The organism is Crossiella sp. S99.2 (assembly GCF_023094165.1).
In the GTDB taxonomy this organism is placed as follows: domain Bacteria; phylum Actinomycetota; class Actinomycetes; order Mycobacteriales; family Pseudonocardiaceae; genus Crossiella.
This window is the reverse complement of sequence record NZ_JALMDK010000003.1, coordinates 187,184-209,568: the sequence shown is the minus strand read 5'-3', so window position 1 is coordinate 209,568 and position 22,385 is coordinate 187,184. Positions and strand designations below refer to the sequence as shown.

The window sequence follows — 22,385 nt, the reverse complement described above, 5'->3', positions numbered from 1 at the left end:
CGGATCGGCCCATGTCGCCCGGCGGGGCGGGTGGGCCATGATGGAGGCTCCCCGTCGAGGAGTCCGCCATGACCGCACCCGGGCCCGGATCCCTGTACTGGCGTTACGCGGGTGACCGCCGTTCGCTGCTGCTGCTCGGGCGGGTCGGTCTGCTGGAACTGATGTTCCCGGCGCTGGGCGCGGGCGTGGTGGAGCACTCGGCGTTCTACACCGAGCCGTGGGCGCGCACCCTGCGGTCGATCCCGCAGATCGCCGGGGTGGTCTACGACGGTCCGGCGGCCGGGGCGACCGCGCACGGCATCCGCGAGTTGCACCACGGCATCACCGGCCGGGATGCCCAGGGGCGGCGGTACCACGCCCTGGATCCGGAGGTGTGGTTCTGGGCGCACGCGACCATGTTCGACGTGGTGCTGCAGATCGCGGAGGTCTTCGACCGGCCGTTGACCGAGGCTGAGCGAGAGCAGCTCTACGCCGAGTCGGTGCTGATCTACCGGCGGTACGGGGTGAGCGATCGGCCGGTGCCCGGCGATTGGGCGGAGTTCCAGGCCTACTTCGAGCGGGTGTGCGCCGAGCAGCTGGAACTCACCCCGGCGGCGCGGGCGTTGCTGGCCTTCGTGCACCGGCCGGAGACGATGGCGCAGCCGTGGCTGCCCGCTCCGCTGTGGCGGCTGGTCGCACCGCTGGTGGGCCGGGTGCTGTGGTTCCTGACCCGCGGGTTGTTGCCGCCGGTGGCGCGGGCCAGGATCGGCGCGTCCTGGCGGCCGGTGGACGAGCGGCGGTTCCGGCCGTTCGCGGTGGTGGTGGCGCGGGTCTGGCCGTTGCTGCCGTACCGGCTCCGCTACCTGCCGCGGGCGCGGGCCGCCTTCGCCAGGGCCGACCTGGCCGCGGGCGAGGACGTGCGCGGCAACCGAGGCTGCGGCAAGCGAGAAGGCCGCAACAGCCGAGATAGCGGCGAGCAGCGAGAAGGCGGCGGCCACCGCGGTGACAGGGAAGGCGATGCTGGGCGAGGCGGTGGCGGCCGCGCGGACGGCAACCGGCAGTCTTGGCGTCCTCGCAGGTCAGCGTCGTTCGCGGATGCGCGTTCCCGGTCCGGCGGCTAGCGTCGCGAGACGGGAGGCGCGGCGAGCGGAGGAGGGGGACTTGCCGGTCCAACAGGTGGTGTTCGCCGCGGAGCTGGCCGAGGCCGGGCTGGAATCGGCCATCGAGGAGTTCCTGCGGACGCGTGGCGACAGCGATGTGCGGGCCGGGGTCGATCCGGCGGTGGTGCGGGCCCTGACCGAGTTGGCGCTGGCCGGCGGCAAGCGGATCCGGCCGGCCTTCGCCTGGTGGGGCTGGCGGGCCGCGGGCGGTGATCCGGCCGGGGAACGCGCGGACTCGGTGGTGCGGGCGCTGGTGGCCCTGGAGTTGTTGCAGTGCAGCGCGTTGGTGCATGACGACGTGATGGACCGGTCCTCGACCCGGCGTGGGCAGCCCGCGGCGCAGGTGGTGTTCGCGGGTCGGCATCGGACGGCCGGCTGGTCAGGTTGCGCGGAACGCTTCGGCGACGGGGTGGCGATCCTGATCGGCGATCTGGCGCTGGCCTGGGCGGATGACGCGCTGGTCGGTTCCGGGGTCAGCCATGACATGTTGCGGCGGGCCTGGCGGCCGTGGCAGGCGATGCGCAGTGAGATGGTGGCCGGTCAGTACCTCGATCTGCGGGCGCATGCCAAGGGCGAGGACTCCGTGCCCGCGTTGTTGCGGGTGGCCCGGTTGAAAACGGCCAGCTACACCATCGAGCGGCCGTTGCAGCTGGGCGCCGAGCTGGCCGGGGCGGCCGAGCCGATGATGAGCCGGTTGCGGGCGTTCGGGCGGTCGCTGGGTGTGGCCTTCCAGCTCCGCGATGACCTGCTGGGGGTCTTCGGCGATCCGGCGGTCACCGGCAAACCGGTGGGCGATGACCTGCGCGAGGGCAAGCGGACCCCGCTGCTGGTGCTGGGGCTGCACCTGGCTGAGCGGACCGGGCGGCGCGCGGTGACCGAGCTGCTGACCGGGATCCTGCGCGGCAGCGGGGAAAACCCGGTGGAGGAGTCCACTGTGGACCGGGTTCGCCAGGCGCTGACCGAGGTCGGGGCGGTGGACGCGGTGGAGCGGATGATCGCCGAGCACACCGCGGCCGCGCTGGCGGCGCTGGCCGCGGCGGACCTTCGTGCGGGCCCGGCCGGGCAACTGGGTACGTTGGCCAGGGTGCTGACCGAACGCGATCACTGACGGGTTCGGCAGCCGGCGGACGACCGAACGGAGTGCGGCCATGCGGCGGGTGACCGGACGGAGCGACCACGTCCTGGTCGTCGGCGGCGGGCTGGCCGGGTTGTCCGCGGCCCTGCACCTGCGCGGCAGCGGCCGCGAGGTGACCGTGGTGGAACGCGAGCCGCATCCGGGCGGGCGGGCCGGGCGGCTGGATGTGGACGGGTTCCGGCTGGACACCGGACCGACCGTGCTGACCATGCCGGAACTCATCGACGAGGCATTGCACGCCGTCGGCGACTCGCTGGACCGACGGCTGGAGCTGCTGCCGCTGCACCCGGCCTACCGGGCCCGGTTCGCCGACGGCAGCAGTCTGGACGTGCACACCGGGGCCGAGGCGATGGCCGAGGAGGTGCGCCGGTTCGCCGGGCCGGCCGAGGCGCAGGGCTACCTGCGGCTGCGGGAGTGGCTGGGCCGGTTGTACGCGGTGGAGCGGGACCGGTTCATCGGCGCGAACTTCGACTCGCCGCTGGATCTGGCCGGCGCCTCGCTGGCGAAGCTGGCGGCGATGGGCGGGTTCGGGCGGCTGGGGCCCGCGGTGGGGCGGTTCATCCGGGATCCGCGGCTGCGGCGGGTGTTCTCCTTCCAGTCCCTCTACGCCGGGGTGCCGCCGCAGCGCGCGCTGGCTGCCTACGCGGTGATCGCCTACATGGACACCGTGGCCGGGGTGTGGTTCCCGCGCGGCGGTATGCGCGCTCTCCCCCAGGCCATGGCCGAGGCCGCCGCGGCCGCCGGGGTGCGGTTCCGCTACGGCGAAACGGTGGAATCCCTGGAGGGCCGGGGCGGGCGGGTGCTGGCCGCGCACACCGCCACCGACCGGATCACCTGTGACGCGGTGGTGCTGACCACCGACCTGGCCGCCACCTACGACCTGCTCGGCCACCAGCCGCGCCGCCCGGTGCCACTGCGCTGGTCGCCCTCGGCGGTCGTGGTGCACCTGGCCGCCGAGCAGACCTCGCCGGACCTGGCGCACCACACAATCAGCTTCGGCGAGGCGTGGGAACAGACCTTCGCCGAGATCACCAGTGGCGGCCGGCTGATGTCGGATCCCTCGCTGCTGCTGACCACCCCGTCGCTGACCGATCCGACGCTCGCCCCGCCTGGCCGGGCCGGGCACTTCCTGCTCGCGCCCTGCCCGAACCTGGCCGACGCACCCCTGGAGTGGGACCGGATCGGCCCGCACTACGCCGAGGAGATCGTGACGGTGCTGGCCAAGCGCGGCCTGCTGCCGGACCGGGCCGCGGTCACCCGGCTGTCGCTGGTGACCCCGGCGGACTGGGCGCGGCAGGGGCTGTCCGCGGGCACGCCGTTCTCGCTGGCGCACACCTTCGCCCAGACCGGCCCGTTCCGGCCGGGGAACCTGCCGAGGGCATTCGCGAACGTGGTGCTGGCGGGGGCGGGCACCACGCCCGGGGTGGGGATTCCGCCGGTGCTGATCTCCGGTCGGCTGGCCGCCCAGCGCATCACGGGCTGACCAGCGCCACGAGCGCGGCTGCCCGCCGGACAGGCCGCACAGCGGAGACTGACCACCGCCGTGGCGGCTCCCCGGCCGCAGGAGCGGCTGCCCGCCGGACAGGCTGGACGCGGGGCCGATCACCGCTGCGCCGCCCCAGCGACCGCGACCGGCCCGGCCGCATTCCGCACGTCGGCGACCGGCGACCGGCGACCGGCGACCGGCGACCGGCGACCGGCGACCGGCGACCGGCGACCATACGCCGCCTAGGCGACCGTGATGTCGCTCAGTTCCAGGGTGATGCCGGCGATGCTGAGGTCCGCCGTGTTGTCCGGATTGCGCCGGTACACCCGCCGGCTGGTCGGGAACACCAGTCCGCCCACCGTGCGGTGTTCCCCGGTGTAGTGCGCGACCAGCACGTCCGCGTTGACGTCGACCGTGTAGTCCAGGCGGCGGAGCAGGCCGTCGGGGCCGTAGTAGAAGGTCTGCTCGGCGGTGTGGGTGGCCAGGTCGGCGGGGAAGGTGACGTGCAGCCGCCGCCAGGTCTCGCCGTTCTCCCGCCAGGTCTCGCCTTCCTCGGCGCGGACGCCGTCGAAGGTGAACAGGTAGGGCGTGACCAGGTAGTTCCACATGGCGTAGCCCAGGAAGTAGCCGACCTGCAGCGGCTGCCACGGGGACAGCGCGTCGTTGCCGCGGTAGGTGCCGCGCGGTTCGGTCAGGCGGTCCACCACCGCGCCCGCACTGTCCCGCAGGGTGACCTCGTTGGGCCGGAAGGTCAGGTTGTGCCCGGGGTCGAGCCAGGGCGTGATCACGTGGTGCTGGCGGTGCGGGTCGATGACCAGGGTCTGGCTGGTGAAGGCGTCCGGGTAGCCGCGCAGGCCCCAGAACGGTCCGCCCGCGTTCAGGTGCGCGGTGATCTCGGTGGTGTGCTGCCAGGCGGTCAGGCCGCCGTGCTTTTCCAGCACGAAGTCGAGCAGGTCACTCATTGTCGGTCGCCTTTCAGTGGAACGCGAGCTGGTTGCCGAGGAATCGGTCGGCCTGGCTGACGAACAGTTCCGGGTACTGGAACAGGGCGCCGTGGCCGGATTCGGGGTAAATGCTGAGCTGGGCGTTGGGCAGGTGCCGGGCGAGGTCGTAGGAGTTGATCGTGGGCACCATGACGTCCTCGCGCCCGTTGACCACCAGGGTCGGTTGGGTGATGCGGGCGAGGTCGGCGAAGCGGTCCGCGCCGTCGGCCTGCCAGGTCGCCGTGGCGATGCCCTGGGCCTGCATGGTCTGCGCGCCCGAGGGCGGGTCGGCGTCGGCGCGGGCGGTGCGGCGGTCCCAGAACTCGCGGCCGGCGGCCTGGCTGGCCGCGGCGGGGTCGAAGAAGAGGAACAGGAAGTCCGCCAGTTCCGGCACCGCGTTGCGGGTGGCCACGTGCGGGTAGTCCGGGTGCGCGCCCTCGCTGGTGCCGCCCTTGGCCCGGGTGCCGACCAGGATCAGCCTGCGCACCAGGTCGGCGTGTCGCAGGGCCAGTTCCTGGGCGACCATGCCGCCGATAGAGAAGCCCAGCACGTCCACGGTGCGCAGGCCCAGTCCGCCCAGTGCGGCCGCGACCCCGTCGGCGTGGCCCTCGATGGTGTCGGGGGTCTGGCCGGTGGAGGCGCCGACGCCGGCGTAGTTGACCAGCAGCACCGGGCGGTGTGCGGCCAGGCCGTCGGTGATCGCCGGGTCCCAGTTGTCCAGGCCGCCGCGGAAGTGCTGGAGGAAGACCAGCGGGGTGCCGGTGTCCGCGCCGAAACGGCGGTAGGCGTACCGGGTCCCGTCGGCCTCGACGAATTGTGTCGGCGCGGTGACATGCGTGCTGGCGGTCATGCCCGTTGTCCTTTCCTGAGCCCAGCCGATCCAGGTAAACCGATCGGTACCGCAGACGTTAGCACCAGATGGAAACCGATCGGTACCCGCTTTCCTGTGATCGGCGACACGCGATTTTCCGGAACAGGAAAACGAGCGGTACCCTGAACGCATGACCACCCAGGCCAGCCCGCGCGAGCGCATCCTCGGCGCGACCAGCGCACTGTTCTACCGGCAGGGCATCCAGGCCACCGGCGTGGAGGAACTGGCCGAGGCCGCGGCGGTCTCCAAGCGCACCCTCTACAAGCTGTTCGGCAGCAAGGACAACCTGGTCACCGCCTACCTAGAGCAGCTGACCACCAGATCCCTCGGCAACGAGGCCGGCCTGGCCCGCGCCGATCTGTCCGCCCGGGATCGGCTGATCGCCCTGTTCGACCGCCCGGACCAGGCCCTCGGCTTCCGCGGCTGCCCCCTGCACAACGCCGCGGTCGAACTGGCCGAGGCCAACCAGGCCGCGCACGCGGTGATCCACCGCCACAAGCTCGACTTCCTGCGCCACCTGACCGAGACCGCCCGCGAGGCCGGGGCGGCGGATCCGGACGAGCTGGGCCGCCAGCTGTTCGTGCTGTTCGAGGGCTCGATGGCACTGGCCACCTCCCTCGATGACGACGCCGCCTTCGACTACGCCCGCCCGGCCGCGCTCAACCTGATCGCCACCGCCACCGGCAGCTGACCGGAATCACTTTGAGCAATCGCTCAACATGTGCTTAGAATTGAGCACTCGCTCAATCCTGGAGGCACAGCATGGAAACCTCACTCCCGGCCCCCGTCTGGCGGATCGTCGCCACGGCGGTGGCCGCGGTGGTCATGGCGGCCACCACGCTCACGCGGATCTCGGAAACGACCCGCGTCGACCCAACCGAGCAGTACCTGGTGGTGATGTCGCTGGTCGGATTCGTCCCGCTCTTCTTCATCGGCAACGAGTACGCGTTCCGGGTGGCCTGCCTAGTGGTCGCGGTCAGTCCCGGCCTGACCGTGCCAATCCTGTTCATGGGTCCCGGTCTGCTCCTGCTCGGAGTCGCCCTGTCCGGCCGGTCCTGGCTGGCCAGGGTGCCGTTCATCGTGCTCGGTGCGGCCGGCGGCTACCAGATCATCGCCTTGATCATTTACCGCTTCCACGGGCTGTCATGACAGCCCCGCCGCGCTGGCTGTGGCGGCTGATGGCGCTGCCGGTCACCGTCTCGATGGCCGTCGGCGTGCTGATGTCGATCGCCCTCGGCCCGGCCAGCCCGTTCTTCCTGGCCCTGGCCCTGTTCGGCTTCCTGCCCCTGGCTGCCCGCAGCACCACCCAGCTCGGCATCCTGTGCCTGCTGACCGGCGGCGTCCAGGTGGCTGTGGGTGTGCTGCCGTTCCTGGTCCTGTTCGCCGCCAGCGGCGGGGTCATGATGCTGGTGGGACTGGTGGCCTTCGTCAGCCGGCCACAGCGGGCACCGGCAGGGTGAACTCCGGCCGGGACCAGGTCACCCGGGGCGGCGACGGCGGCAGGATCCGGACCTGCTGCGCGCCCTGCCGACGGTAGAACTCGGCCGCGGGCGGGTGCGAGACGATCCGCACCGCGGTCAGCCCGCGTTGCCCCGCCTCGGCCAGCATGTGCCGGAGCAGCCGCGCTCCCAGACCCAGTCCCTGCGCGTGATCGGCCACGAACAGCAGGTCCAGCTCCGGCGGATCCAGGATGAGCCGGTAGAAGCCCAGCGGCTGCCGCTCGCGCATGGCGACGAAGGTGGGTTCGGCGGTCAGGTCCGCCGCGGTGAGCCGGAAGTCGTGCAGGATCGAGGCGTACTCACCCCGGTAGGCCGAACAGGCGTACATCAGTTCGGTCAACTCATCGGCCTGACCGGGGTCGGCGGGGCGTATGACGGTCACCTCCGGCAGCGTAGGCGGGGGCACCGACAGCGCTACAGGTACAGCAGCGCGGTCAGGGTCAGGCCGCCGAGGGCGATCAGCCAGGTGTAGGGCAGCGTGGACAGCATCACCCGTTCCGGGCGGGTGCCGGCGTACTGGGCACTCCACACGGTCTGTGTGCTGGTCGGATCGGACACGCCGAGCACCTGGCCGAGGGAGGACATCAGGCCCAGCACCGCGGTCTGCGGGTACACCCCGCCGGAGATCAGCACCCCGGCCACGCCCGCGCCGAGGCCGTAGATGTTGAGCGGCCCCCGGTACAGCGACAGCGGCGCCAGCACCGCGAAGACCACCACGAACAGCACCGGACCGGCCGGGCTGACGGCTTGCACGATCGGATTCAGCGCCGCGACCGCACCCGGTAGCCGCACCGCGGACAACAGCATGCCGATGGCCACGAACAGCACGATCGGCGGCGCGGCCACCTCGAAGGCCCGGTACAGCGTGCGCAGCGCGCGTTCCTTGGCCCCGCCGCGCCGGTAGGTGCTGACCAGGCAGTAGAGCAGTCCGGCAAGCAGGGCGGGCACGATCGGCAGGTCGAAGCCGAGCGCGAGCACGATCGGCACCAGCGGGGTGAGCAGGGCGTACCAGGGCGCGTCGCCGCGGCGGGCCCGTCGCCGGGTGGCGGCGCGCACCGCCCAGGCGTGCCGCACGCCCTTGCGCCGGGTTTCGATGAGCACGTAGGCGATTCCGATGACCAGCACGATCGGGAACAGCCGCAGCTGGAAGGAGCGGACCTGCTCGATCGGCATCCGTAGCGCGTCGGCCAGAAACTGCCAGCCGATCAGTTCCAGGGGCAGTCCGGCGGAGATGCCCATCAGCACAGTGCCCGCGGCGACCACCTTGGGCACGCCGACCGCGATCATCGCCGGGATCCCCACCACCCCGGCCAGCAGTGCCGCGGGCGCCGAGCCGGTGATGGTGCCGACCAGCAGCGACACCCCGAACACGCCCACTGCCACCAGCGCGGGCCGTTCCCCGCCGAACTCGACGATCTTGCGCACCAGGGTCGCGGCGATGCCGGTCTCCTCCAGCAGCGCACCGAGCCAGGAGCCGAGCAGGATGGCGATCATGGTGGCGGCCAGCAGCGGCGCGCCGGTCTGCAGCACGGTGGTGGCCACGCTGGTGGTCTTGCCGAGCAGGCTGGCCCCGGACAGCAATCCGATGGCCACGGCGAGAAAGCCGAGGGTGAACGCGGTGGGCAGCAACCGGGTGAGCATCAGCAGCACACCCAGGGCCATCACGGCCACGATGACAAAGCCCATGGTCAACTCCGGGTGGCGGCGAGGTGGCGGCTGAGGGTCTGGGTGAGGCGCAGCGGGCAGTGCCGCCCGCCCAGGACGTGCCGGGCGTAGCTGTGCGCGGCGATCTCGTCCGCGCCGAGGACGTGGCCACGTAAGCGAATCCGGCCCAGGGTCAGTGCGGTATGGTCGAGGCGGTGGCGTAGTTCCCGGCCCGCCGCGCCGTGCAGGCGGTGGTGGGCCTGCTCATGGGCGATCGCGGCTGCCTCGACGATCTCCGGCGGGAACGTCTCGTGTTGTCCCTGGTCGCGCAGGATGTCCTGGACCGCGGTGAGCGCGTCGGTGTAGAGCAGGATCCTGGGACGGTTGGGCCGGTATTCGGCGAGCACCAGCTCGTCCGGGTGGTGGCCGCCCCCGACCCGGTGCACCGGGATGTCCAGCGGTGGCGCGGCGTTGGCGAGTTCGCGGCCGAAGTCTAGGGCGATGCGGGCCCAGCGGCGCAGGGTCTGCTCCTCGCGGTGCTCATGGGTCGGGGTGGCCCGCAGCAGCCACACGGCCCGGTCGAGTTCGGTCATCGCCGTTCCTCCATGATCGCCACCAGCGTTTCACCCGGTGCGCGGGTGCGGAGTTCGGTGTCGATCAGGGCGAGCAGCGCGTCCACGGCGAGCACGCCGCTGAGGTCGATCACCTTGGCGCCCACCAGCAATCGCACCGCGGGGGCGCGAGCGCCGCCGTCGCCGTAGCGGGTGCGGTCGCGGATGAGTTCCAGGAGTCTGGCCGGGGCTTGCGCGACGGTCAGCGCGTCCACGTGCGCGTCGGAGCTGTGCACGCGGACCACGCCCTCGGCGTCGACCACGCGCACCGCGAGCCGCGGTCGCCGGAGCAGGCCGCGCTTGCGGGTGTGGCCGAAGACGCGGTAGTTGCCGTTGTGCGCCAACGACCGCACCTCGGCGACCGGTGCGTCCAGGCTGCGCGCGGCGATCTCGCCCGCCCGCTGATCGTCCACTGTGGACGCGCGGTCCTTGGTGCGCAGGTCGGTGGCGCCGGTGGCGATGGCGCGGACCAGGTTGCGCTGCGGGTCCACCAGGACCTCCACCTCGACCCCGGCCGGGTCCGCGCCCTGGGCGACCACGGCGGCTTCGGCCTCGGCGCGCACGGCCAGCACGTCGGCGTGCCCGGGGTTGGGCACGATCCGCTCGACCGATTCCCGGACCAGGGCCAGTGCGACGCCGAGCGGGCTGATGACCTCGCTGTGCGCGGCGATCCGCCAGTCCAGCCCGGTTTCGGCGCCTAGGTGCGGGGTGACGGTGGCCGCTCCCCCACCGCCGCCGACCAGGGTGAGCAGGTCCCGGTCCAGCCGGTAGTCGGCCACCAGGGCGTCGAGGACGGCCCGGACCGGGCGGATCGCCTGGTCGAGCACGGCCCGCGCGGCGGTCTCGACCGGCACGCCCAGGGCCAGCGCCAGTGGGGTCAGCGCGAGCCGGGCGAGGGCGGGATCGGCGTGCGCGTGATCGCCCGGTGGGACCACGCCGAGTGCGTTGGCCGCGCAGGTCAGGGTGATCGCGTAGCGCCCGCCCGCGGCCTCGATGGCCAGGTAGTCATCGGGGTCCTCCGGTCGTGGGCGCAGGGTGATGAGCCTGGCCGCGGCGAGTTCGGCTGCGGTGGCGAAGCAGGCGTAGGGCAGGCCGGCGATGTGCGCGCTGCGCGGTCCGACCTCGGCGATCTCCCGCTGTCCTGGGGCGAGCCGGATCATCGAGCCGCCGCCGACGCCGACCGTGCGCACGTCCAGCGCGGACAGGTAGGTGTCCCGGCCACCCAGGCGGGCGTGCCGGATCTGCACCCGGCCGCGGCGGATCACGCTGATGTCGGTGGAGGTGCCGCCGGTTTCCAGGAAGATCCCCTCGCTGATCCGCTCGGCCAGCAGCGCACCCGCCACCCCGGCGGCGGGGCCGGACAGCACGGTGAGCAGTGGGCGGCTGCGCATCTCGGCCAGGGACATCACCCCGCCATCGCAGCGCATGACCATCAGCGGCGCGGTGATCCCGGCCGCGGCGATGCCGCGTTCGACCAGGGTGGCGGTCTCCAGCATGCGCGGCATGATCCCGGCGTTGAGCACGGCGGTGCGGGCGCGTTTGGTCAGCCCGTACAGCTTGGAGATCTCGTGGGTGGCGGTGGCGGGGATGCCGGCTTCGGCCGCGGCGGCGAGCACGGCCTGTTCGCCGAGTGGGTCGTCCACGCTGAACGGTTCGACCGCGACCAGCACTTCCGCGCCCGCTTTTCGCAGCGTGGCCACGGCGGTGGCGGCCTCGGCAGGGTCGCGGGCGGCGGCGTAGCTGACCGGCAGGGTGCGGCCGGGGGCGAGTTTCAGCTTGCCCAGGGCGCGCAGTCGCGCGGTGGCCCAGCCGTCGAAACCCTTGCCCACGCCGACGATCCCGACCTGGGCGACGTCGCCTTCGAGTAGGGCGTTGGTGGCCTGGGTGGTGCCGTGGGCGAGGAAGCCGACTTCGGCTGCGGCCACCCCGACCTGGTCCAGCAGTGCGGTCAGCGCGGCCACGATGCCGTGTGCCACGCCGTCGGGGTGGTGGTGGCTGGTCGGCACCTTGACCTGGCCGAGCAGCTCGAAGGTGCGGGCGCTGACCGCGACCGCGTCGGTGAAGGTGCCGCCGACGTCGATGCCGACCCTGATCCGTCCCACCGTTCCGCCTTCCGGTGTCCGCATGGTCAGTACCCGCGGATGTCCGGCCAGCGGCGTTCGACGCCGGCGCGGTCCAGTTCCTGGGTGAAGCTCTCCAGCAGCTTGGTTTCGGCGTGCACCTGGTGCGGTTCGACTCCGTTGCGTAGTGCGAAGCCCGCCAGGTGCCCGGAAACCTCTCCCACATTCCACTCGACGGGGTGGAGTCGGAAGCAGCCGTTGGTTATGTGCGTGGTGCCCAGATTTTTCGCCGCCGGGAGCAGGTTCCGGACCCGTTGCGGCAGCAGCGCGCCGAGCGGGATCTCGAACGGAACGCTTGCCACGTCTATGTAATTGTCGCCGCCGGTGGAGGGGTGAAGATCGATCCGGTAGCTGCCGACGCCGACCGAGTCCGGGTACCTGGTGCCACCGGCCGGACCGACCAGTTCCAGGGCCACATCACGTTCGGTGACTGTCCTTTTGGCACGGACGCGCCGGGATTCGCGGATATATGGTGCTTTCGCGAGACCATCAGCCGTTCCGGTGATGTCGTTACGCAGCTTCAGTCCGGGGAAGCCGGTTCCGCCGTCGTGGCGTGGAGCTTCGGTCTGCAGCCAGTACAGTACGGACAGCGACAGTTGCTTGGCCTCGTGCAGGGCAGTACGGACTTCCGCGGCGTCGACCCCGCCGTCGATCTCCAGGGCAGGCATGAGCCAGTAGTCGTTGAGTGGCCAGTTGACCAGGGTGATGTCGGAGTCGAAGCTGCCGGGCCGGTGCAGGCCGCGCGCGAGGATGCGCCGGAAGCCCCACAGCTCCTTGTCCCCGGCGTCCGCGCTCTGGTCCGCGCTGACCGCGAGCGGATCGGTGTCCGGGTTCGGGCGGAAGGTGCGTTCGGTCGGTTCGAGCGTGCGTGGATCCGGTGCGCTGAAACCGATCAGCGGGCCGGGCCAGAACTCCGGCCGGTAGGTGCGCCAGAACGAGTACATCTCCGGCCGGTCGATGACGTGGTTCTCGCCCTGGTGGTGGGACAACGCGAAGCAGTAGGTGATGCCTTGGAGGTTCAGTGGATCAGCGAGATCGGGCGCGTGCGGCTCATCGTGTTCGGCGGCCGCCTCGGCCCCCGTGACGTGTTCGACGCCGGCCATCGGCAGCAGGTCGCCGGATTCGGTGGCGTCCAGGATGTAGGCGGCGCGCACGGTGGTCTCGGCGCCGTCCGGCCCGGCGAGGGTGACCGCCTCGACCAGGTCGCCGTGCACGTGCGCGCGGATCGGCCTGTGTCGCAACAGGATGGTCAGTAGTCCGGCGGCGATCAGCGGCTGGCACAGCTCCTGGAGCACGGCCAGGGCGACCCGCGGTTCGTGGCAGAGTTTGCTGACCCGCCCGGCGCCCGGGTTCAGCTCGCGCTGCCGGAGTGCCTCGGCGCGCAGCGGGTAGGCGCGCCGGTAGTAGGCGCGGATGCCCTCGCGGAGTTCGCGATAGCTCGCGGTGCAGCCGAAGCGCTCGATCCACGGGTGCTCATCCGGTGGCACGGCCTGCGCGGTGAGCTGGCCGCCGATCCAGTCGGTCTCCTCGGTCAGCACCACGGTGTGCCCGGCCCGGGTGGCGGCCAGGGCCGCGGCGACCCCGCCGAGGCCGCCGCCGACGACCAGGATCTCTGTTTCACGCTCGGACAATGCTCAGGACCTTTCGGAAGGAGTCAGCGATGGGGTGCCGGACCGGTGGTGTCGCCGGTGCGCGGTGCGCACGGCAGCAGGTGCTGGTGCGGTGGGTGATCCGCCCCGGTGACCAGGTCGACCAGCAGCCGGACCGCGGCGCGGGACATCTCGTGCCGGGGCACGGCGAAGCCGCTGATCCGCCGGTCCCGCCAGCCGGTGACCGGTGGCGCGCCGAGCAGGGCCAGGGACACCTCGCCGGGGCAGTCCGCGCCGAGGGTGTCCAGGGCTCTGGTCAGGGCGGTGAACACGGCTCCGGTGTCGGTCTCCTCGGTGACCAAAGCGGTGACGCCCGCGGCCAGCCAGCTCGCGAGGAGGCCGGGCGTGATCCCGGCGGCGTCGGCGCGGTGCACCAGGCCGTCGTGGTCGGCGCCGATGCTCGCGGCGGCCCGGCGGACGCCGAGTTCGCGGTCAGCCGAGGACGGGGCCTCGTCCCGCTCGCGGACATAGCGGAAGTGCCGGTGCCCCAGGGCGTGCAGGCCGTGCACGACCTCGGCGGCGGCGCTGACGTAGTCCGCGCCGACGTAGGGGATGCGGCCGTCCAGCTCGTCCCGGCGTCCGATGTGGACGAACGGGTAGTCCTCGGCGAGCAGCACCGCCAGCTGGTCCTCGGGCACGTGCCTGCCCAGGAACAGGCAGCCGTCGGCGACCCGGACCCGGCGCAGGATGTCCTGGCCCGCGCCGCTGGAACCGGTGAACAGCAGCACATCCTGGCCCTGGGCGGCGGCCTCGGCCTCCACGCCGGCCAGCGAGGGGTAGTAGGAGTGTTCGACGCCGGTGGGGAAGGTCGCGGTGAAGGTGTAGAGGCCGAGGATGTTGTTGCGGGCCAGGGCAAGCCGGGTCGCCACCGGGTCTGGCGCGTAGCCCAGGGTCTGCGCGGCGGCCAGTACCCGGCGGCGGGTGGTCTCGGCCAGGCAGATGCCGGACTTGTTGCCGCTGAGCACCAGCGACACCGTGGTCTGGGAGACCCCGGCCAGCCGGGCCACATCCGACTGCGACGGACGTCTGCGTCCTCTCGCGGCCAACCGGCACCTCCGGATCTCCAGCGCTAATGCGGATTAGCACCGAACTGTCGTCAGCGCCGGCCGGACAAGTCAAGGAGCTGACCGAAATGGGTCAGACCGCCGTACTAATACGTATTAGGTCCTTGACCGGCCGGTATGGGCCGAGCACACTCCCCCGCCAACGCCGTGGTTTCGCAAAGGAGCGAACGACATGGACGACACCGCGCACCACCCGGCGACCTTCACCCGCCGCACCCTGCTCGGCGGCGCCGCCGCACTGGGCTCAGCCGTCGTGCTCGGCGGGCTCCCCACCCCGGGCTCCGCGGCCCCACTCGGCGGCGCGGCCGCGCCGGGTTCGGCCGCCGCGGCCCCAGGCGGCTTCCCCGACTACCGCTACCTGAAGCTGGCCTTCGACAAGGCCACGCTGACCTATCCCCCGGCCCGCCGCGAGGTGATCTTCCCGTGCGTGCGGGGCACCGCGGGCCGGATCGCCAACCCGCTGGGCCGCTTCTACCTCTACTACGCCCCGCACGACGCCCCCGGCGGGATCTGCCTGAGCTACGCCGACTCCCTGGAGGGCCCGTTCCGGGAGTACGGCGGCAATCCACTCGTGCGACGGGAATGGCCACCGCACTACGACTTCGTCACGCACGTGTCCAGCCCGCACGTGCTGTGGAACAGCCGGGCCAAGGAGATGTGGCTGTACTTCCACGGGGAGAACACCACCACCCGGCTGGCCCGCTCCACCGACGGCATCACCTTCCGCTACGACAAGATCGTGCTGTCCACCGACATGCTGCCCGCCAGCACCAGGGAGACCAGCTACGCCAGGGTGTTCGAGCACAGCATCCCGGCGCGCGGGGCGAACTACATCATGGTCTTCATGATCAATACCACCGCGAACCGGCGATCGATCGGCTGGGGCTGGTCGGCCGACGGCCGGAACTGGAGCTTCGACCAGCAACCGCTGATCCGGCCGGAGGAGGTCGGGCGGACCAACCTGTCCGGGCCGCACGTGTTGTTCCGCAACGACTCCGCCTACGTCGTCTACCACACCGACCAGGGCGGGATGCGGATCACCGAGGTAGGCAAGGACTTCAGTCGGCGCAACCACCTGGGCGCCTTCCACACCCCCCTGAACACCGCACCGGACAACGGCCGGTCCGCGGCCCCGTCCTTCGGTTCCGACGGCGGACGGGAGTACATGTTCTACGAGGCCGGGGACCGGCTCGGTGGCAACATCGCGATCGCGCGGGCGGTGTGACATGCGCGGGTGGACCACAGTGCCGGCGGCGGTGCTGACAGCGGTGCTGACGCTGATGTCGGCACCGGTGGCACAGGCCGTCGCGCCCGCGGGGACGGCTGCGCACTGGGTCGCGACCTGGGGCACGGCCATGAGTGAGGGCAGCGCCGAACTGTCCTCCTGGCCGAGCTACACCGTCCGACATTTCCCGCACACCAGCGTCGGCGGGTCCACAGTCCGGGTCCGACTGTCCAATGTGTACGGAGAAGGGGCGGCTCGCTTCGGCCGGGTCACCGTCGCGGTGGCCAGCGCCACCAGTCCCCGCCGGCCGGTCGGCACCCCGCGCGAGCTGACCTTCGGCGGACGGCGATCGGTGACCGTGGCCGCGGGCGGAATGGCGGTGAGCGATCCACTGCCGTTCACCATCGCGGCGGGCTCGGACCTGGTGGTGAGCATGTTCCTGGACCGCCCACCCGGCCTGGCCACCCGGCACCGGGCGGCCTACGCGCACAACCACCTGGCCGCCGGGGACCAGTCCGGGGCGCTGGATCCGGCGGTGTTCACCCGCAGCACCACCTCCTGGTACTTCCTCTCCGATGTGGAGGTCGACGCCCCCGGCGGCGCGGTGGTGGCCTTCGGCGACTCGATCACCGACGGCGCCGGGTCCGCGGTCGGCGCCAACCACCGCTGGCCGGACCGGCTCGCCGCGCGGGATCGCCGATCAGGTGTGGTCAACGCCGGGATCAGCGGCAACAAGGTCCTGGTGGACAACCCGGGCTACGGGCCCGCCGGGGTCTCCCGCGCACAGCGGGACATCGCGAACCGGGCCGGGGTGCGCACCGCGATCCTCCTGGAGGGCACCAACGACATCCGGCAGGACGACCCGCCCACCGTGGCGGAGTTGTGGCAGGGCTACCAACGGATCGTGGCCACCGCGCATGCCCGTGGCATCCGGGTGCTCGGCGGCACGATCACCCCCTTCAAGGGCTCGGCCAGGTTCACCGCGGCCAGGGAATCCTTACGGCAGCAGGTGAATCAGCGGATCCGGTCCGGTCAGCTCTTCGACGGGGTGGTCGATTTCGACGCGGCCGTGCGGGATCCGGCTGATCCGGCCCGATTACGGGCGGAGTTCCACAGCGGCGACTGGTTACACCCCAGCGACGCGGGCCACCAGGCCCTTGCCGGAGCGGTGCCGCTCAGCGAGTTACCCGCACCGGCAGCGGCCGGGACCAGGTCTGGCCGATGAGGTCCTTGCCGAAGCTGTGATGCTTGTCCTCGCTGACCAGCTCGAACCCGAACTCCTGGTAGATCTTGCGGGCCGAGGTGAGGACGTCGTTGGTCCACAGGGTGATCGCGGAGTAGCCGGCGCGTTCGGCGAAGCGCAGGCATTCCTCGACCAGGCGGGAGCCGATGCCCAGGCCCCGGGCGTTCGGTTCGACCAGCAGCAGCCGCAGCCGGGCGGTGTGCTCGTCCTCGGTCACGCAGAACACGCAGCCGACCGGTTCGCCGTCGACCTCGGCGATCCAGCCCGCCTCCCGAGAAGGGTCGTGATAACCCGCGAAGTCAGCGATGATCTTGGCGACCAGGGCTTCGTAACTCTGGTCCCAGCCGAACTGCTCGGCGTAGAGCACGGCGTTGCGGCTGATCACCCAGCCGTAGTCGCCGGGGCGCAGTGCGCGCAGCACCACAGCGCGCGGGCGGGAGCGGGCCGGTTCCAGCACCTCGCGCACCGTGTTCATGGCTGCCACCAGGCGTTCCTGGTCCGCTTCGGAGAGGTCGCCGAGCAGGCCGAGGACCTGCTCGGCCGAGCGGGCGTCCAGGTCGGCGAAGACGGCGCGGCCGGCTTCGGTCAGGCGCAGCACCTGGCGGCGGGCGTCGGCGGCGGACTTCTCCTTGACCAGGAGTCCGTCGGCGGCGAAGCGGCCGACGATGCGGCTGAGGTAGCCGGCGTCCAGGGCGAGGTCGCGGCGCAGGTCGGCCACGTCCACGGTGTCGCGCTGGCCCAACTCGAAGAGCACCCGGGCCTCGGTGAGTGTGTACGGGGTACGCAGCAGGCCCTCGTCGAGCACGCCCAGCTGCGCGGTGTAGCACCGGGTGAAGGCCCGGACCGCGGTGATCCGCTCCTGCCGCACACTCGACATCGTTCCCCAGTCCGCTAGTTAGTTGACTGAGTCAAACATATCATGGGGTTGACCTGGAGTCCGCTCCAGCACCTAGGGTCCGGCGCAGAGATCACCAGACTGGGGAGCAGCACTTATGCGTTACCGCACACTCGGCGGGACCGGCATCGAGGTCAGCGTGCACTGCCTGGGCGCGATGATGTTCGGCGCGGTCGGCAACTCCGATCACGGCGACAGCGCCCGGATCATCCACGCCGCACTGGACACCGGCATCAACTTCGTGGACACCGCGGACATGTACTCCACCGGAGAATCGGAGGAGATCGTCGGCAAGGCCCTGGCCGGCCGGCGCGAGGACGTGGTGCTGGCCACCAAGTTCCACTTCCCGATGGGCGAGGGACCCAACCGGGGCGGCAACTCCCGGCGCTGGATCACCCGCGCGATCGAGGACAGCCTGCGCCGCCTGCGCACCGACTGGATCGACCTGTACCAGGTGCACCGCCCCGACCGGAGCACCGACATCGAGGAAACCCTGGGCGCGCTGACCGACCTGGTCCGCCAGGGCAAGATCCGCGCCTTCGGCTGCTCCAGCTTCCCGGCCCAGGACATCGCCGAGGCCCACCACGTCGCCGAGCGCCGGGGCCTGTACCGCTTCCGCACCGAACAGCCGCCGTACTCGCTGCTGGCCAGGGGCGTGGAGACCAACCTGCTGCCCACCGCCCAGCGCTACGGCATGGGCGTGCTGACCTGGAGCCCCCTGGCCTCCGGCTTCCTCTCCGGCAAGATCCGCAAGAACCAGCCGGTGGACCTGGGCACCGGCCGGGCCGCGCTGACCCCGTTCCGCTTCGACCCGGCCCTGCCGGAGAACGCGGCCAAGTTCGACGCTCTGGAAAAGCTGACCGAACTGGCCCAGGACCTGGGCGTGAGCCTGCCGGAGCTGGCGGTGGCCTTCCCGGCCGTGCACCCGGCGGTGACCTCGGTGATCATCGGGCCGCGCACGATGGAGCAGTTCGAGTCGCTGACCAAGGGCGCCGGGCTGGTCCTGGACGACGCGACCCTGGACCGGATCGACGAGATCGTGCCGCCCGGGACAGACCTGTACCGGGCGGACGGGGCGTGGCAGCCGCCGTCGCTGGAGCCGGCGCGTCGGCGGCGTCCGGTGGCCGAGCGCGCGGCGGACTGAGCGAACGGGTCGCGGTCGGGTGGGCGGCGGCGGGTCAGGGTTGGGTGGTGGGGTTTGTCGAGGCTGACCACTCTTCCCTGGTGAGCTGGTATTCGACGTCGCCCTGCTCGCTGCCGTCGATCTCCGCGCCCTCCCAGTCCATGAAGAAGGTCCGCACGAACCGCAGCCCGGCCTTCTCCATCACCCGCCGCGACCCCGCGTTCACCGTCATGGTGTTCGCGGTGACCATCCGGACCCCGTGCTCGCGAAATGCCTTGTCCACCAACGCGATCGAACCCTCGCTCGCCAGGCCCTGGCCCCAGGCGGTGGTGGCGAGGCGGTAGCCGAGTTCGACGACTGACGAGTCGGCCTCGCTGGGGAACAGCTCGAACCAGCCGAGGAACTCGCCGGTCTCGCGGCGGCGGGCGATCCAGTAGCCGAGGTCGCGGGGGTAGCCGCGGCTCATCCTGGTGGCGAACCCCGCTTCGGTCTCGGCCGCGGTCTGGGGTGCGCTGAGGTAGCGCATGACCGCCGGGTCGCTGTGCAGGGCGATCACGTCGGGAAGGTCGGCGGGCGCCGGGGCGGTGAGGACCAGGCGTTCGGTGGTCAGGAAGCTCGCCATGGGGTCAGTGTGCGGGATCGGGGCAACTGATTTCCGGTGCAACCAGGTTGGTGCTTTCGGCGTAGAGGGGGCATGCGAGTACGTCTGTGGCTGCCGGTGGGGCTGGTTGTCGCGGTGGTGGCCACGGTGCTGATCACCTCGTTCGGGCGGGATCCGTGGCGAACCGGGTGCACCGGGCCGCTGACCGCGCCGGGGACCGCGACCGGGTCGGGGGCCGCGGTGCGCAAGGCGGTGGAGGAGGCCGGGCGCGGGGTGACCATCGGCTACGAGGTGGTCGACCTGTCCTCCTGCCAGGTGGTGGCCGGAGTGAACGCGCAGCAGCGGTTCGCCTCGGCCTCGGTGGTGAAACTGCTGATCGCGCTGGACGCGCTGGAGCGGCAGGGCGAGGCGGCCGAGGACCTAGTGGAACGGATGCTCACGGTCAGCGACGACAACGCGGCCAGTGCGCTGTGGACCGCGCAGGGCGGTCCGCAGATCGTGCAGCGGATGGCCGACAAGCTCAAACTGGGCGGGGTGCGGCCGCCGAAGAAGGCCGGGCAGTGGGGCGACACCCAGCTCACCGCGCACGATGTCGCGCTGGTGTACCGGCACATCTCCGCGGTGGCCTCCCGGGAACACCGGCAGGTGCTGACTGCGGCGATGGCCGCGGCCCCGCGCACCGCCGCGGACGGCTTCGACCAGCACTTCGGCATCCCCGACGGCATGCCGGGCGCCCGGTGGGCGATCAAACAGGGCTGGGGCAGCAGCGCGGAGCGGACCATGGTGCACAGCACCGGGCTGGTGGGAGGCGATCACCAGTACGTGGTGGTGCTGCTGTCGAGCTGGCCGGAGGGCATGGACCGGATGGCGGCCGGCCGGGCGCTGACCGCGGGCGCCGGGCGGATGAGCGAACCGGCATCGCCCGCCTGACCGGGCACGGGTCGGCGAGCCGGGGAGCAAGCGGGAGCGGGCGCCTGACGCTTTGACCGGCCGGGGCCGGGGTATCCGGTCGTGGTGAACGCCACCAGACATCGAGTCGTCATTGTCGGCGGAGGGTTCGGCGGACTGGCCGCGGCACGCGCGCTGCGCAAGTCCGATGTGGACGTTGTGCTGATCGACCGGATGAACCACCACCTGTTCCAGCCACTGCTCTACCAGGTGGCCACCGCGCTGCTCGCCCCCGGCGACATCGCCCCCGCCCTGCGCGATGTGCTGCGCAAGCAGCGCAACGCGCGGGTGGTGCTGGGCAACGCGACCGAACTGGACGTGCGGGCCCGCACCGTCCGGGTGGAACTGCCCGACCGCAGACACGAGGTGGTCGGCTACGACAGTCTCGTGGTCGCCGCCGGATCAGCGGACAGCTACTTCGGCCATGAGCAGTGGCGCGAGGTGGCGTTGCCGATGAAGACCCTCTCCGATGCGGTGCGGCTGCGGTCCCGGCTGCTCACCGCCTTCGAGAACGCCGCCAACGCGCACGATCCGGCCGAGCGGGCCCGGTGGCTGACCATCGCGATCGTCGGCGCCGGGCCGACCGGGGTGGAGCTGGCCGGGCAGGTGGCCGCGATGGCCAGGACCGGGCTGCGGCACCAGTTCCGCGATATCGACCCGGCCTCGGCGCGGGTGGTGCTGATCGACGCGGTGGACACCGTGTTGCCGCCCTTCGCCGAATCGCTGCGCGCGCACACCGCGAAGAAGCTGGGCAGGCTCGGCGTGGAGGTGGTGCTGAACAGGATGGTCGCCGAGGTCGACCAGGAGGGCGTGCTGTTGCGCGCCAAGGACGACAGCCAGGGGCGGCTGTCCGCGCGGACGGTGGTGTGGGCGGCCGGGGTTCGGCCGGCCGACTTCGCCGATCAGCTGGTCAAGGCCACCGCGGTGCCCACCGACAAGAAGGGCCGGGTCAGGGTCGAGCCGGACTGCTCACTGCCGGGTCATCCCGAGATCTTCGCGGTCGGCGATCTGGCCAATCTGGACGATCTGCCGGGACTGGCCGCACCGGCCATCCAGCAGGGCGGCCACGTCGGCGAGGTGATCCGGGCCCGGCTGGGCGAGCGGACCGCGCCGCCCCGGTTCCGCTACCGGGATCGCGGCACCATGGCCACCGTCTCCCCCGGTGACGCCGTGGCCGACCTGCGCGGGCTGACACTCCGCGGCCTGATCGGCAAGGCGGCCTGGATCGCGGTGCACCTGGCCTTCCTGGTGGGCTGGCGCAACCGGATCGCGGTGCTGGCCGAATGGGGCTGGCTGCTCACCACCGGCCGCCGTTCGCAACGGATCATCCTGGAGGCCGCCGACGAGGGCATGGCGCGGAGGAAGTCTTGACCACTACCGAGAGCCGGGCGGTGAACCGACTATCCACTGTGGACACTGCGACCGTGCTGCCGTTGGCGCTGCCCAGCCCGGCAGTGTGATCGCCCTGGCGGCCCGGCGGAGCAGGGCGCGGCCGGGCCGCCAGGGCGCTCAACCAGGTCGCGCTCAGCCGGCGCGACTGAGCGCGGCAGCCGCGCGAGCACGGGCACGCGCTGATCAGCGCTGCCGGAACGGCACCAGGAACCACAGCACGCCGAAGCCGATGGCCGCGGCCACACCGAGTGCGATGCCCGCCCAACCCCCGATGATCACCTCACCGAGCAGGAGCACCGTGCCGGTCAGCGCGAAGGCCAGCGCGCCCAGGCCGAGCACGGTGAACCTGTTGGCCGCGTTGATGATCCGCTCTCGCTTGCCGCGCCGGAACAGCACCCGGTGCCAGGCCGCGGGCGCGGTCAGCAGGGCGACCGCGGCCGCGGCGAACAGGATCGTGATCAGGTGCGTGACCCGGATCGCGAGGCCGACCTGGGTGTAGCGTTCGGTGAAGGTGATCGAGAGCAGGAACCCGAACAGGATCTGCACCCCGGCCTGGGCGACCCGTAGTTCCTGGAGCAACTCGTTGAGGTTGCGGGTCAACCGTTCCTCGGCGTCGGCCTCCGGTTCGCTCATACCAGGTCAATACCCGCTGACCGGCTGTTTCACCCGGTCCGCGCAGAGCGTGCGCACGCACGATTGTGCCGCCCCCGGTGGTGGCTGGGGGGCGGCACAATCGTTTCCGGTGCGGCGGCCGGGC

22 protein-coding genes are annotated in these 22,385 nt (G+C 71.8%); 11 read left to right on the top strand and 11 right to left on the bottom strand.

The annotated features are described in order from the left end of the window. Positions 1-68: 68 nt before the first annotated feature. Genes MZC64_RS12190 through crtI form a run of 3 tightly spaced genes read left to right on the top strand, consistent with a single transcriptional unit; the run spans position 69 to position 3,757 of the window. Complete coding sequence (locus tag MZC64_RS12190; RefSeq protein ID WP_247757171.1) at positions 69-1,100, top strand: oxygenase MpaB family protein; 1,032 nt, start codon at positions 69-71, stop codon at positions 1,098-1,100. 40 nt (positions 1,101-1,140) lie between these two features. Further along, the gene (locus MZC64_RS12185; protein WP_247757172.1) at positions 1,141-2,247 is read left to right on the top strand and encodes a polyprenyl synthetase family protein; all 1,107 of its coding nucleotides are present in this window, start codon (positions 1,141-1,143) and stop codon (positions 2,245-2,247) included. 40 nt (positions 2,248-2,287) lie between these two features. Next, positions 2,288-3,757, top strand: a complete 1,470-nt coding sequence (gene crtI, locus MZC64_RS12180) for a phytoene desaturase family protein (RefSeq protein ID WP_247757173.1) — start codon at positions 2,288-2,290, stop codon at positions 3,755-3,757. Between the two features lie 245 nt (positions 3,758-4,002). On the opposite strand, the gene MZC64_RS12175 is transcribed toward crtI, so the two are convergent. After that, positions 4,003-4,722, bottom strand: coding sequence for a hypothetical protein (locus MZC64_RS12175; RefSeq protein WP_247757174.1), 720 nt, complete (start codon positions 4,720-4,722; stop codon positions 4,003-4,005). A gap of 13 nt (positions 4,723-4,735) precedes the next feature. Beyond that, positions 4,736-5,593: an alpha/beta fold hydrolase gene (locus tag MZC64_RS12170; protein WP_247757175.1), complete on the bottom strand. Its 858-nt coding sequence runs from the start codon at positions 5,591-5,593 to the stop codon at positions 4,736-4,738. Between the two features lie 151 nt (positions 5,594-5,744). Between MZC64_RS12170 and MZC64_RS12165 the strand changes: the two genes are divergently transcribed. The 3 genes from MZC64_RS12165 (at position 5,745) to MZC64_RS12155 (ending at position 7,074) form a co-directional block, all read left to right on the top strand. Then, a complete protein-coding gene (locus MZC64_RS12165; RefSeq protein ID WP_247757177.1) occupies positions 5,745-6,305 on the top strand; it encodes a TetR/AcrR family transcriptional regulator in 561 nt (186 codons plus the stop codon). 71 nt (positions 6,306-6,376) lie between these two features. After that, the gene (locus MZC64_RS12160; RefSeq protein ID WP_247757178.1) at positions 6,377-6,763 is read left to right on the top strand and encodes a hypothetical protein; all 387 of its coding nucleotides are present in this window, start codon (positions 6,377-6,379) and stop codon (positions 6,761-6,763) included. Next, a complete protein-coding gene (locus MZC64_RS12155; protein ID WP_247757180.1) occupies positions 6,760-7,074 on the top strand; it encodes a hypothetical protein in 315 nt (104 codons plus the stop codon). The genes MZC64_RS12160 and MZC64_RS12155 overlap by 4 nt, the downstream gene beginning before the upstream one ends. Here MZC64_RS12155 and MZC64_RS12150 read toward each other — a convergent pair. From MZC64_RS12150 to MZC64_RS12125, 6 genes are read right to left on the bottom strand one after another with little or no spacing between them, the layout of a single operon-like run. Beyond that, complete coding sequence (locus MZC64_RS12150) at positions 7,043-7,495, bottom strand: GNAT family N-acetyltransferase (RefSeq protein WP_308300992.1); 453 nt, start codon at positions 7,493-7,495, stop codon at positions 7,043-7,045. The two genes, MZC64_RS12155 and MZC64_RS12150, sit on opposite strands and share 32 nt — an antisense overlap. Before the next feature lie 32 nt (positions 7,496-7,527). Next, a complete protein-coding gene (locus MZC64_RS12145; protein ID WP_247757182.1) occupies positions 7,528-8,799 on the bottom strand; it encodes a transporter in 1,272 nt (423 codons plus the stop codon). Between the two features lie 2 nt (positions 8,800-8,801). Further along, positions 8,802-9,350 (bottom strand): hypothetical protein, encoded by a 549-nt coding sequence (locus MZC64_RS12140; RefSeq protein WP_247757184.1) that lies wholly within the window; start codon positions 9,348-9,350, stop codon positions 8,802-8,804. Next, entirely contained in the window at positions 9,347-11,470 is a 2,124-nt protein-coding gene (locus MZC64_RS12135) for a hydantoinase/oxoprolinase family protein (protein WP_247757185.1), read from the bottom strand. Before MZC64_RS12135 ends, MZC64_RS12140 begins: the two co-directional genes overlap by 4 nt. Positions 11,471-11,496: 26 nt before the next feature. Next, complete coding sequence (locus MZC64_RS12130) at positions 11,497-13,119, bottom strand: FAD-dependent oxidoreductase (RefSeq protein WP_247757187.1); 1,623 nt, start codon at positions 13,117-13,119, stop codon at positions 11,497-11,499. A 23-nt stretch (positions 13,120-13,142) separates the two neighbouring features. Then, on the bottom strand, positions 13,143-14,183 hold the full coding sequence (locus MZC64_RS12125) for a LacI family DNA-binding transcriptional regulator (protein WP_247757189.1): 1,041 nt from the start codon (positions 14,181-14,183) through the stop codon (positions 13,143-13,145). Between the two features lie 190 nt (positions 14,184-14,373). On the opposite strand from MZC64_RS12125, the gene MZC64_RS12120 reads away from it, so the two are divergent. Next, positions 14,374-15,426 (top strand): hypothetical protein, encoded by a 1,053-nt coding sequence (locus MZC64_RS12120; RefSeq protein WP_247757190.1) that lies wholly within the window; start codon positions 14,374-14,376, stop codon positions 15,424-15,426. A 1-nt stretch (position 15,427) separates the two neighbouring features. Then, positions 15,428-16,651, top strand: coding sequence for an SGNH/GDSL hydrolase family protein (locus MZC64_RS12115; RefSeq protein WP_247757192.1), 1,224 nt, complete (start codon positions 15,428-15,430; stop codon positions 16,649-16,651). Here MZC64_RS12115 and MZC64_RS12110 read toward each other — a convergent pair. Beyond that, positions 16,602-17,546 carry a helix-turn-helix domain-containing GNAT family N-acetyltransferase gene (locus MZC64_RS12110; protein WP_247757194.1) on the bottom strand — a complete coding sequence of 315 codons (945 nt, stop codon included), beginning with the start codon at positions 17,544-17,546 and terminating at the stop codon, positions 16,602-16,604. The two genes, MZC64_RS12115 and MZC64_RS12110, sit on opposite strands and share 50 nt — an antisense overlap. A 115-nt stretch (positions 17,547-17,661) precedes the next feature. Here MZC64_RS12110 and MZC64_RS12105 point away from each other — a divergent pair, with 115 nt between their 5' ends. Then, positions 17,662-18,708, top strand: a complete 1,047-nt coding sequence (locus tag MZC64_RS12105; RefSeq protein ID WP_247757196.1) for an aldo/keto reductase — start codon at positions 17,662-17,664, stop codon at positions 18,706-18,708. A gap of 34 nt (positions 18,709-18,742) precedes the next feature. On the opposite strand, the gene MZC64_RS12100 is transcribed toward MZC64_RS12105, so the two are convergent. Then, positions 18,743-19,309, bottom strand: coding sequence for a GNAT family N-acetyltransferase (locus tag MZC64_RS12100; RefSeq protein ID WP_247757198.1), 567 nt, complete (start codon positions 19,307-19,309; stop codon positions 18,743-18,745). Between the two features lie 72 nt (positions 19,310-19,381). On the opposite strand from MZC64_RS12100, the gene MZC64_RS12095 reads away from it, so the two are divergent. Both MZC64_RS12095 and MZC64_RS12090 read left to right on the top strand, forming a co-directional pair. Next, the gene (locus MZC64_RS12095; RefSeq protein WP_247757199.1) at positions 19,382-20,218 is read left to right on the top strand and encodes a serine hydrolase; all 837 of its coding nucleotides are present in this window, start codon (positions 19,382-19,384) and stop codon (positions 20,216-20,218) included. A gap of 84 nt (positions 20,219-20,302) precedes the next feature. Then, a complete protein-coding gene (locus MZC64_RS12090; RefSeq protein WP_247757200.1) occupies positions 20,303-21,607 on the top strand; it encodes an NAD(P)/FAD-dependent oxidoreductase in 1,305 nt (434 codons plus the stop codon). 204 nt (positions 21,608-21,811) lie between these two features. Here MZC64_RS12090 and MZC64_RS12085 read toward each other — a convergent pair whose 3' ends face one another. Next, positions 21,812-22,261 (bottom strand): DUF6328 family protein, encoded by a 450-nt coding sequence (locus tag MZC64_RS12085; protein ID WP_247757202.1) that lies wholly within the window; start codon positions 22,259-22,261, stop codon positions 21,812-21,814. Between the last annotated feature and the right edge of the window lie 124 nt (positions 22,262-22,385).

Coding starts and splice junctions, on each gene's coding strand:
- MZC64_RS12140 (WP_247757184.1), bottom strand. CDS start 9,350: ATGACCGAACTCGACCGGGCCGTGTGGCTGCTGCGGGCCACCCCGACC.
- MZC64_RS12100 (WP_247757198.1), bottom strand. CDS start 19,309: ATGGCGAGCTTCCTGACCACCGAACGCCTGGTCCTCACCGCCCCGGCG.
- MZC64_RS12095 (WP_247757199.1), top strand. CDS start 19,382: ATGCGAGTACGTCTGTGGCTGCCGGTGGGGCTGGTTGTCGCGGTGGTG.
- MZC64_RS12155 (WP_247757180.1), top strand. CDS start 6,760: ATGACAGCCCCGCCGCGCTGGCTGTGGCGGCTGATGGCGCTGCCGGTC.
- MZC64_RS12145 (WP_247757182.1), bottom strand. CDS start 8,799: ATGGGCTTTGTCATCGTGGCCGTGATGGCCCTGGGTGTGCTGCTGATG.
- MZC64_RS12120 (WP_247757190.1), top strand. CDS start 14,374: ATGGACGACACCGCGCACCACCCGGCGACCTTCACCCGCCGCACCCTG.
- MZC64_RS12115 (WP_247757192.1), top strand. CDS start 15,428: ATGCGCGGGTGGACCACAGTGCCGGCGGCGGTGCTGACAGCGGTGCTG.
- MZC64_RS12160 (WP_247757178.1), top strand. CDS start 6,377: ATGGAAACCTCACTCCCGGCCCCCGTCTGGCGGATCGTCGCCACGGCG.
- MZC64_RS12190 (WP_247757171.1), top strand. CDS start 69: ATGACCGCACCCGGGCCCGGATCCCTGTACTGGCGTTACGCGGGTGAC.
- crtI (WP_247757173.1), top strand. CDS start 2,288: ATGCGGCGGGTGACCGGACGGAGCGACCACGTCCTGGTCGTCGGCGGC.
- MZC64_RS12105 (WP_247757196.1), top strand. CDS start 17,662: ATGCGTTACCGCACACTCGGCGGGACCGGCATCGAGGTCAGCGTGCAC.
- MZC64_RS12165 (WP_247757177.1), top strand. CDS start 5,745: ATGACCACCCAGGCCAGCCCGCGCGAGCGCATCCTCGGCGCGACCAGC.
- MZC64_RS12170 (WP_247757175.1), bottom strand. CDS start 5,593: ATGACCGCCAGCACGCATGTCACCGCGCCGACACAATTCGTCGAGGCC.
- MZC64_RS12110 (WP_247757194.1), bottom strand. CDS start 17,546: ATGTCGAGTGTGCGGCAGGAGCGGATCACCGCGGTCCGGGCCTTCACC.
- MZC64_RS12085 (WP_247757202.1), bottom strand. CDS start 22,261: ATGAGCGAACCGGAGGCCGACGCCGAGGAACGGTTGACCCGCAACCTC.
- MZC64_RS12175 (WP_247757174.1), bottom strand. CDS start 4,722: ATGAGTGACCTGCTCGACTTCGTGCTGGAAAAGCACGGCGGCCTGACC.